We start from the raw sequence: 9,879 nt of genomic DNA, 5'->3' as shown, positions 1-9,879 counted from the left end.
GCGGCACGCATCGCCGTTGCCCGCGCCTGAGTCAGTGTCCCAACATTAATGAGCAGCGCCTGGGCAATAGCAGCAAACTGGCTGGCTTCCTCAGGTTCGATCACCATCGCGGGCGATGCGCCAAGTGCCAGTAACGTATTGGCAGTGAAGCTTTGCACAACCTCGTTGGTCATACAGTGAGTGAGGGGGGAAAGCGTTCTAAATTGGTGTAAGGTGTGGGCCGCAAGTGCGCGGCTGTGCAGGTCAGGCTGCATGGTTCAGCTCCTGCCCGCGTGAAAGAAGGGACACGAGCAGTGTCAGACTTCCCTACGCTGGCATTATCCAGATCAGGTGGTACGGGTATTTCTCAGCCTTCACGCGGAAGGGCACCCCGAGTCGTTGAAACACAAATATGATATTCAGGTTTCAGCAACAGGATACTGTCTGCACGCCATGTTGTAAATTGCAGGCCAACATTGCCTACATATCTGCACTTCATTTACACTTTTTACGAAATAACTGGGGTACACACAAAATAGTGCTTGTCAGATATCCTGTAAGCCAGAAATGATACACGACTGATTTTGATGACCCGAAGAGGTAGAAAGGATGGGTATGAAAAATAAAATGTTGCTGGGCGCACTTCTGCTTGCGAGCAGCGTCGTCTGGGCCGCGCCAGCCGCAACAGCAGCCCCCACCGGTATCGATAAGTATGAGCTGAGCAGCTTTATTGCTGACTTCACCCATTTCAAACCCGGTGACAAGGTTCCACCACTGTATCTCACCGAAGAATACACCATTAAGCAGTGGAATCTGCGCAACCTGCCCGCACCGACGCCAGGCACCCACTGGACCTACATGGGCGGCGCATATGTGCTGGTCAATGATGCCGACGGTAAAATCATTAAAGCCTACGACGGCGAGATTTTTTATCACCGGTAAAAAAACACGCACCCTATATAAAGGGTGCGTCAATTAAATATCACTCGTATTCCGTAACAACTTTAACTCTACTTTGTACTTTACCTGGTCGAATATTTTGTCCATATACAACATATCTCCCATATAGATTTAAGTTAACGCGTTGTTCTTCTGGAGTTACATCTTTAAAATTCAAAAGATCATAGCTGGAACTATTCCCTGCACTAAAATTAATTGCTTGACTTCCATTTAGTGAGATTTCAAACCCAACATCCCCAGCACCTCCATATTCATTTTCATATTCATTCTTGAGGATATTACCTTGAATACTCTCCGACTCAAAATGATACTTAAAAGAATAAGAGGACAATCCTTTATTGCAAATAAAAGATACGTTACCTGATGTAGGTTCAAGCTTTAGATACCTGGAAGCATTATTATTCAGATCTGATATCGTAACTGCTGGGGCAGTAAGTACACCATCATTAAATCTACAAGTTTTTGTCATTTGCGTGATTTGTGGGATATAAGTTACACGATAATAATGATTCGTATTATCATGCCCGAACAAACATCCTGTTGAAAAGCATTTCTCAGGAATAAAATCTATCTGGATGCCTTCATTTATATTTTTTGCATTTTGACTTACCCCAGTAGCTTTTGAAACAACATCAAAAGTTAAGGTAATTTCTGCCTTATTTATTTTTCCTATATCCATCTCTGTAAAAGAGTTTTTTTTATCATACAAGATATGTGCAGGGTCAGAAGAAAATGTAGCCCTCAAATATATGTCACCAGCATCAGCATGGTATACATAATAGGTTTCCCTAGGAAATTCTATACTAAATACAGTTCCCCCCCCCATGTCAAATAAATTTCTACATATAGGCTTATGCGTAAATTTAAAATTGGATATATTGACAACATTGCCTTTCATATTATTAAGCTTTAATTCATCGCCAGACACATAGGTTTCAGCCCCATTAGAAATATAACAATGACTACTTGCACCAAAACTAATTAATGCAATTAAAAAAAACAAATATTTCATATCCACCTCTCACCGACAAATATAAACTTTACTTTCATCAATCGTTTTGCCGAAAGTGATTGAGCATGAAAGTCCCTGTTGTTTATCGACCGCCACTTTTATCACCGATGGCACTTCATTGGTGCGAATAAAGAGCTGGCTTCCCTGGCCTACCACGCCGATATTGTGTCCATGTATATCCTCTACTTCGTAACCAAACGTCAGCGGTGAACCATCAGGGCGCTGCGCCCGGATATACCACGGTTTACGCTGGTCAGTATCAAATGTTGTCAGCACTACCGCACCGCGATATGGCGCAACGTTGCGGCGGTTCCCCTGCAGATCGGTTTCACTATTGGTATTGGACACATCCAGCATCAGATGGTTTTCGCGATAAGGCGTTAAGCCGTCGTAAACCACTACGCCATTGTGGTCAGTGGTGCGATATTTCTGCCCGTTCACATACGCCCCTTCCAGACCAGGCGCATGCATGACGGCAAACGTTTCTGACAGTCTGTTGGCTAAATTCACGCCACCAGACCAGGCCACAAGGCCACCTGAAATACTGCCGCCAGTTTGTGTGTATTTAGACGACTGACTGTAGCTGCCGTTAAGCGTCGCAACTGGCGCATTCCACGTCAGATTGCCGCCTGCTGTTGTTTCGCTACCCTGCCGTTGATGGCTCAGATTCACCCCATAGTTAAACTGATCGCGACTGCCTGCGGTGCCCGAAAGTCCGGTATTGTTGGACGCAAAACCATCATCATCAAACGTCGTGGAATTAGACACATATAAATGCCTGCGTGGAGCGCTAATATCATCTCCCCAATCGAAAGGTATAGAGATAAAGACGTTAAAACGTTTATCTTCATGATGATCTTCATCGTAAGTCTGGCTGGCGGAAAAGGTATAGCTAATCCGTTGCCAGCTATTGGAATAACTCACCTGATAATCTTTACTGTTACCGCTCCGTCCCCAGTAATCGCGCCACAGCGTACTGAGCGAAAACGAGCCCCAACCTTGCGGCAAAGACTGGCTGACGTTAGCCGAAAAGCTGTTTTTACGACCAAAATCATTCTGGTAATAATCCGCGATGTCGTACACATCATTTTCATCGCGATGGTAGTTGTTCTTATTGTTTGCCCAGACATGATCGTTAAATGTCCGATAATCCCGTGATGAGTAGCGATAAGCTGCCAGGCCAAAACGGGTGGCGGTTTGCGTCAAATATTTGTTATAGGCAATCTGGTAGCTCTGCCCGTCAAACACATCACCATTATCCTGTTTGCTGTGCGATTGTGTCGCATCGACGGAAATCGCGCCGATACGTGTATTCCAGCCGGTTCCAAGCGTAAACGCATTGTAGTTATCTGCCAGCATGGTGCCGCCATACAGCGTTAACAGATTATTCAGCCCGTATTGGTAGCTCATCTGCGCAAAATTGGTCTGGTTGCTGGCGCCTTCGATATGGCTACGTCCAGCGGCAAAATCATATTTTGAGACCCCCGGCTGCAGCATATTGGGCACCGCAGCGTACGGTACCAGATAGGTTGTTACCGAGCCGTCAGCCTCTTTGATACTGACGTCAAGATCCGCTCCCCCTCCAGCCAGCTGCAAATCAGCAATGGAGAACGGGCCAGGCGGAACCTCTTTCTGGTAAACCACAAAACCGTTTTGTTCGATGGTAACCAGCGCGTTGCTTTGCGCAATCCCCTGAACCAGCGGCGTAAAATTCTGCTTTGAGTTTGGCAGCATCTGCATATCGCGATACAACCGCACGCCCCGAAAACGTACCGCGTCAAAAATATCTGATGAGGTATACATATCCCCGGCACGCAGAGTGCCCAGAATTTGCGGGATGCCACGTTCCAGATACAGGGTATTACTTTTCCACTCCCCGTTGCTGTCATCGGTTTTGTTATAGCTGGCATCGGAATGCAACTGCCAGCCCAGCAGATTTAACCCACTGGTAAAGCGTGCATAGGTACTTTTACTGTTACCAGAATCCTTATAGTCGCTGTAATACTGGCTGGCATAGTACGAGGTATAGAAGGCATTGATGCCACGATCCCAGTTTTCTGGAGGAACATAGCCATTCTCAAGCTCATCGACATACGCCTGCGGTACGCTGAGATCAAGACGAAACGTGCCGATATTCCAGGCGTAACTGCCTCCCTGTACCGCCTGCTTTAGGGTTGGGCATTCATTCTGCTGGTCCAATGCTTGTGTATTTATCCCCAGACGCGTTAATACGTCACGGGATAAACAGGTGTCATCCGGATTATCCTTAACGGTTATTTCATACTTACCACGCCACTGCTTATTGACGTAGATATCAATATCATATTGGCCTGGCAGTGGTTGGTTATCATCGAGGCGAAAATTTGAAACTTTTTCGCCTTTCATACCGCCCATCATAAAGTGGGTGTCAAACGTATCTTCTGCGGCCTGGGCGTCAATGCCAACCAACAACAGCAGTATTGCCGAAGCAAGCGGAGTCATCCTTAACATAACCAGCTCCTGTTATTTTAGGCTGACGTTATCACTAATATAATTGCCGTGATCGTCAATAATGGTCATTTTATACTGATTGGCATTAGTATTTTTCAATGCCACATTCGCACTGGAGAGCGGAGCAAGCATAATACTTTCATTGTTGATTTTGACATTATTAGCTTTAACTTCTGTCACCGTAACCCAGTTAGCAGCATCATTTCTGATAGAATAACTATTACCACTGCGTGTTAACGCCAGTTTATGGAAAGTATTTTTATTAACGGCGGAAATACCTTTTGGCCGATAAAAAAGTTTAATTCGATTCTGCATGGCGAATTTGAGTACATTTTTTCCGGCGCTATCGGGATTATTCGGTGGAATATCCAGTACATTAAGAAAAAATAAACTCTCTTTATCGTTAGGCAGCGTATTCGGCATTTTTTTAATTTTCAGTTGCTGGCCTGAATCTCCGGGAATCTTCGCTACTGGAGGTGTAAGCATAAAGGGTACGTTAATTTTTTCCGGCGGTAATGACGTATTGCCGTCATCAATCCATGATTGCACCAGTGACGAACGCTCCCCTTGGTTCATCAACTGTACCAGAACTTCATTTTTTTCTGCAGGGTAGATTACGCGAGTACCATAAATCACGATCCCTGCGTGTCCAGAAAAAGAGCATATCACAAGCATTGAGATAAATATTCGTTTCATACGGTGCCATCCAAAATAATGCCGGTAATAATTACCGGCAAAATAATTTATTCAGCCGAAACAGAAAAGGTGACTGTGGCGCTAAGTTGACCATTTTTAACCGGATTTAAATTCAATCGAGAATAGTCGGCATCAAAATTCAAAGTATAGATCTCCCCTTCCCCTCCCAGCGTTTTATTTAAAGATGAAATATCAATAACGCCAGTTTTATCAATATGCTTTTCGTCCATTTTAAGTTTGAAACCAACGTTAGTATCCGCCCCTGTTGACGGTTTAATAATGCCGCCATCACCAAAAACAACATTTGTGATATTAATGCTTGTTAACTTCGAATTCCCAGGGCAAATTATCTTCATATTTGTTGCTTTTTGGGCATTGCCTTCAACCACCTCCCCGACCGCTTTATTGGCGAAAAGTGATGCATCAACGGCATTCAATTGAAGAATTTCAGAGTCTTTGCCACTGTCAAAATAGCAAGAAGATCCTTTAATTTCCCCATTAATAGTTAGAGTACCCTCTTCATTATTAGCAGCAAAAACCCCAGCACTCATAAATACAGCAGACAGAACAGCAGCAGAAATAATTGAACGTTTCATAATATCTTCCTTAATAAATTAATTTCGATTTGTTAAGAGGGGTTATCTCTTGAAATTAAATTCTCACAGGTGAAACGTTGCCGCAATGTAAACACGTTGTTTTATTGATTTAAAACAAGTTACAAATCGCAATATACATGCAACAAATAAATCAGGATTTGTATTATTTTCAGAATTAATAAATTTATGCGATTAACTGCCTGGAGAAATTTATTTTATGCATAGAAAACCATATATCATTCATTAAAATGATATATGGTTAATAAAGGCGTTCTTTTTAATCGTAGCGATTGAGTACGATCTGTCGCGTGGTATCGCCAGGGACTGTAACCATTTCCGTCACCACCCCACGTGCAGGTGAAGAAGCGACATTGTTAACAGTTGAAAAATGGAACGTCTTACCACACCGCTGTTGCACGTCGTTATTTACAACATCGGTACTACAGGTTGGTTCGGTTACTCGTCCACTGATTGTTAAGGTCGCGGTATCGGAAGCAAACGCAGATGCACTTATTCCATAAGTCAGAATTATAGTTCCCATCAGCGAGCTAATTTTCATTTTTATCGTCACCTCTGTGGTTAACATCAAATAACATGCAGATGGCCTGTCAGCGTAATACGGGTGAAACGCGCTGTTCAATCCAATGGAAATTATAGATTAATGAGATCAATTTGATCAATTACAATGATGCATTGAGGGCGTTCATTCAGAAAAAGACATGGTTTATTAAGGCAGGATGAAATATATCGTGGACTTTTTAGCTCGATATATTCACCACATCAATATATCATTGATGTGGTGAATATTTGTAACACTGTTAATTACACGGCGCGGAAGGCGATCTCACCAGGGATAACTTCTCCCTGCCAGTAAAGCTGGGCAGCAACACGCCCTGCCAGGCTGCGGTAAATCGCGGTGAATTCACTGTCGGGACGACTGATAACCGTCGGCATACCGCGGTCGAGATCTTCACGCAAGGAAATATGCAGCGGCATTTGTCCCAGCAGTTGGGTGTGATACTGCTCGGCCAGTTTCTGCGCGCCACCGGTGCCAAAGATAGGCTCGTGATGACCGCAGTTGCTGCAAATATGCATACTCATATTCTCAACAATACCCAGCACCGGCACCTCGACTTTTTCGAACATCACAATGCCTTTTTTCGCATCGATCAGCGCAATGTCCTGCGGCGTGGTCACCACAACAGCACCCGTTACCGGAATGTTCTGCGCCAGCGTCAACTGGATGTCACCCGTACCCGGCGGCATATCCAGTACCAGGTAATCCAGATCCGGCCATAAGGTTTCCTGCAGCATCTGCAGCAGCGCTTTACTGGCCATCGGGCCGCGCCACACCATCGCGTTATCGTCAGTGACCAGATAACCAATGGAGTTCGTCGCCAGACCGTGAGACATGATCGGCGCCATGTGGGTGCCATCTGGCGAGGTTGGACGCTGGTTTTCCGCGCCGAGCATTGTCGGGATAGACGGGCCATAAATATCGGCGTCCAGAATACCTACCTTCGCTCCTTCCGCAGCCAGCGCCAGCGCCAGGTTCACGGCGGTAGAGGATTTACCCACACCGCCTTTACCCGAACTGACGGCGATGATGTTTTTTACACCATTTATGCCCGGCTGGTTTTTCACACGCTTCAGCGTCGCGATGTTATGCGACAGTTTCCAGTCGATCGCTTTCGCTCCGGTAATGCGCAGCAGATCGGCGCTACATTGCTCTTTTAAGTCCTCAAACGCGCTATGCCAGACAAACGGCATGACCAGCTCAACGTGCAACGTGTCATCCATCCAGGCGACGTGATGCAACGCTTTAAGCGTCGTCAGATTATGCTTCAGGGTTGAATGCTGAAAATTCGCCAGCGTCCCGGCAACCATCGCGCGCAGGGTCTCTGGTGATTTGGCCTGGGATTGTGCGTTCATCCCGACTCCTTTTTGTTGTTCTGAATATACAATAGTCACCAGGTAGTTTACTCCAACCGCAACAATTATTCATTTACGGATAAATGCCCTTATCGCTTGGCGCAGTAATTACCATTTTGGTACTATCAAAGCCCTTTTCACTACAAAAGAAGTAATTGCCCACTATGACTCAAGTCGCGAAGAAAATTCTGGTAACGTGCGCGCTGCCGTACGCCAACGGCTCAATCCACCTCGGCCATATGCTGGAGCACATCCAGGCTGATGTCTGGGTCCGTTACCAGCGAATGCGCGGCCACCAGGTTAACTTCATCTGCGCGGACGACGCACACGGTACGCCAATCATGCTGAAAGCACAGCAGCTTGGGATCACGCCAGAGCAGATGATCGGTGAAATGAGTCAGGAGCATCAGACTGATTTTGCAGGTTTTGACATTAGCTATGACAACTACCACTCAACGCACAGCGAAGAGAACCGTGAGCTGTCTGAGCTGATTTACACACGCCTGAAGGAGAACGGTTTTATTAAGAACCGTACGATTTCCCAGCTTTACGACCCGGAAAAAGGTATGTTCCTGCCGGATCGTTTCGTTAAAGGCACCTGCCCGAAATGTAAATCTCCGGATCAGTACGGCGATAACTGTGAAGTCTGCGGCGCAACCTACAGCCCAACTGAACTTATCGAGCCGAAATCCGTTGTGTCTGGCGCGACGCCGGTAATGCGTGACTCCGAGCACTTTTTCTTTGACCTGCCGTCGTTCAGCGAAATGCTGCAGGCGTGGACGCGCAGCGGCGCGTTGCAGGAGCAAGTGGCGAACAAAATGCAGGAGTGGTTTGAATCCGGCCTGCAGCAGTGGGATATTTCCCGCGATTCACCGTACTTCGGTTTTGAAATTCCGAACGCACCGGGCAAGTATTTCTACGTCTGGCTGGATGCGCCAATTGGCTACATGGGCTCGTTCAAAAACCTGTGCGACAAGCGTGGCGACACAACCAGCTTTGATGAGTACTGGAAGAAAGATTCCGACGCCGAGCTGTATCACTTCATCGGTAAAGATATCGTCTACTTCCACAGCCTGTTCTGGCCTGCCATGCTGGAAGGCAGTAATTTCCGTAAGCCGACCAACCTGTTCGTTCACGGGTATGTGACGGTAAACGGCGCGAAGATGTCCAAGTCTCGCGGAACCTTCATTAAAGCCAGCACCTGGCTGAAACACTTTGATGCCGACAGTTTGCGTTACTACTACACCGCGAAACTCTCTTCGCGCATTGATGATATCGACCTGAATCTGGAAGATTTTGTTCAGCGCGTTAACGCCGATATCGTCAACAAAGTAGTGAACCTGGCGTCCCGTAACGCGGGCTTTATTGCTAAGCGTTTTGACGGCATTCTGGCTGCTGAACTGGCCGATCCGGCACTGTACAAAACCTTTACCGACGCCGCAGCGGTAATTGGCGAAGCGTGGGAAAGCCGTGAATTCGGGAAAGCAATCCGCGAAATCATGGCGCTGGCCGACGTGGCGAACCGCTACGTTGACGAACAGGCACCGTGGGTCGTGGCTAAACAGGAAGGCCGTGACGCCGACCTGCAGGCAATTTGCTCCATGGGTATTAACCTGTTCCGCGTTCTGATGACGTACCTGAAACCGGTACTGCCGACGCTTGCTGAACGTGTTGAGGCATTCCTGAACAGCGACCTGTCCTGGGATGCCATTGAGCAACCGCTGCTCGGTCACAAGGTCAACACCTTTAAGGCGCTCTACAACCGTATCGACATGAAACAGGTAGAAGCGCTGGTGGAAGCCTCCAAAGAAGAAGTGAAAGCCGCAGCCACACCGGTGACCGGCCCGCTGGCGGATGACCCTATCCAGGACACTATCACCTTTGACGATTTCGCCAAAGTTGATCTGCGCGTGGCGCTGATTGAAAACGCCGAGTTCGTGGAAGGTTCCGACAAACTGCTGCGCCTGACGCTGGATCTTGGCGGTGAGAAGCGTAACGTCTTCTCCGGTATTCGCTCCGCCTACCCGGATCCGCAAGCCCTGATTGGTCGCCAGACGATTATGGTGGCGAACCTGGCGCCGCGTAAGATGCGCTTCGGTATCTCTGAAGGGATGGTGATGGCAGCAGGCCCTGGCGGAAAAGACATCTTCCTGTTAAGCCCGGATGACGGTGCGAAACCTGGTCAGCAGGTGAAATAACAAAAAAGCCGGAGAT

Annotated in this window: 9 protein-coding genes and 1 riboswitch; of the genes, 2 read left to right on the top strand and 7 right to left on the bottom strand. The window is 47.0% G+C overall.

Annotated features, from left to right (window positions below; genetic code table 11):
• Positions 1-254: hydroxyethylthiazole kinase (locus FDX03_RS23075; RefSeq protein WP_249356999.1), on the bottom strand; the 254-nt coding region annotated here is incomplete at its 3' end.
• A gap of 32 nt (positions 255-286) precedes the next feature.
• A riboswitch (TPP riboswitch) is annotated at positions 287-383 on the bottom strand.
• A 205-nt stretch (positions 384-588) separates the two neighbouring features.
• Here FDX03_RS23075 and FDX03_RS05570 point away from each other — a divergent pair.
• Positions 589-921 (top strand): RcnB family protein, encoded by a 333-nt coding sequence (locus tag FDX03_RS05570; protein ID WP_086523387.1) that lies wholly within the window; start codon positions 589-591, stop codon positions 919-921.
• A gap of 40 nt (positions 922-961) precedes the next feature.
• On the opposite strand, the gene FDX03_RS05565 is transcribed toward FDX03_RS05570, so the two are convergent.
• From FDX03_RS05565 to apbC, 6 genes are all read right to left on the bottom strand, one after another.
• Positions 962-1,951 carry a hypothetical protein gene (locus FDX03_RS05565; protein ID WP_137345577.1) on the bottom strand — a complete coding sequence of 330 codons (990 nt, stop codon included), beginning with the start codon at positions 1,949-1,951 and terminating at the stop codon, positions 962-964.
• A 9-nt stretch (positions 1,952-1,960) separates the two neighbouring features.
• A complete protein-coding gene (locus FDX03_RS05560) occupies positions 1,961-4,441 on the bottom strand; it encodes a fimbrial biogenesis outer membrane usher protein (RefSeq protein ID WP_137345576.1) in 2,481 nt (826 codons plus the stop codon).
• A gap of 12 nt (positions 4,442-4,453) precedes the next feature.
• Complete coding sequence (locus FDX03_RS05555; RefSeq protein WP_061068152.1) at positions 4,454-5,137, bottom strand: fimbria/pilus periplasmic chaperone; 684 nt, start codon at positions 5,135-5,137, stop codon at positions 4,454-4,456.
• Between the two features lie 47 nt (positions 5,138-5,184).
• Positions 5,185-5,733, bottom strand: a complete 549-nt coding sequence (locus tag FDX03_RS05550) for a fimbrial protein (protein WP_061068153.1) — start codon at positions 5,731-5,733, stop codon at positions 5,185-5,187.
• Between the two features lie 277 nt (positions 5,734-6,010).
• Positions 6,011-6,292 (bottom strand): DUF2574 family protein, encoded by a 282-nt coding sequence (locus FDX03_RS05545; protein WP_071887363.1) that lies wholly within the window; start codon positions 6,290-6,292, stop codon positions 6,011-6,013.
• Positions 6,293-6,555: 263 nt separating this feature from the next.
• Positions 6,556-7,665 carry an iron-sulfur cluster carrier protein ApbC gene (gene apbC, locus FDX03_RS05540; RefSeq protein WP_048211189.1) on the bottom strand — a complete coding sequence of 370 codons (1,110 nt, stop codon included), beginning with the start codon at positions 7,663-7,665 and terminating at the stop codon, positions 6,556-6,558.
• Between the two features lie 164 nt (positions 7,666-7,829).
• On the opposite strand from apbC, the gene metG reads away from it, so the two are divergent.
• A complete protein-coding gene (gene metG, locus FDX03_RS05535) occupies positions 7,830-9,863 on the top strand; it encodes a methionine--tRNA ligase (protein ID WP_048211188.1) in 2,034 nt (677 codons plus the stop codon).
• Positions 9,864-9,879 lie beyond the last annotated feature (16 nt).

It is taken from the genome of Citrobacter sp. wls827 (assembly GCF_005280875.1).
Taxonomy (GTDB): domain Bacteria; phylum Pseudomonadota; class Gammaproteobacteria; order Enterobacterales; family Enterobacteriaceae; genus Citrobacter; species Citrobacter youngae.
Note: the sequence above shows the minus strand (reverse complement) of the source record. Positions and strands in the feature narration are given on the sequence as shown.

Excerpts from the sequence above, each read along its gene's own strand:
- FDX03_RS05570 (WP_086523387.1), top strand. The coding sequence starts at position 589 with ATGGGTATGAAAAATAAAATGTTGCTGGGCGCACTTCTGCTTGCGAGC.
- FDX03_RS05565 (WP_137345577.1), bottom strand. The coding sequence starts at position 1,951 with ATGAAATATTTGTTTTTTTTAATTGCATTAATTAGTTTTGGTGCAAGT.
- FDX03_RS05560 (WP_137345576.1), bottom strand. The coding sequence starts at position 4,441 with ATGTTAAGGATGACTCCGCTTGCTTCGGCAATACTGCTGTTGTTGGTT.
- FDX03_RS05555 (WP_061068152.1), bottom strand. The coding sequence starts at position 5,137 with ATGAAACGAATATTTATCTCAATGCTTGTGATATGCTCTTTTTCTGGA.
- FDX03_RS05550 (WP_061068153.1), bottom strand. The coding sequence starts at position 5,733 with ATGAAACGTTCAATTATTTCTGCTGCTGTTCTGTCTGCTGTATTTATG.
- FDX03_RS05545 (WP_071887363.1), bottom strand. The coding sequence starts at position 6,292 with ATGAAAATTAGCTCGCTGATGGGAACTATAATTCTGACTTATGGAATA.
- apbC (WP_048211189.1), bottom strand. The coding sequence starts at position 7,665 with ATGAACGCACAATCCCAGGCCAAATCACCAGAGACCCTGCGCGCGATG.
- metG (WP_048211188.1), top strand. The coding sequence starts at position 7,830 with ATGACTCAAGTCGCGAAGAAAATTCTGGTAACGTGCGCGCTGCCGTAC.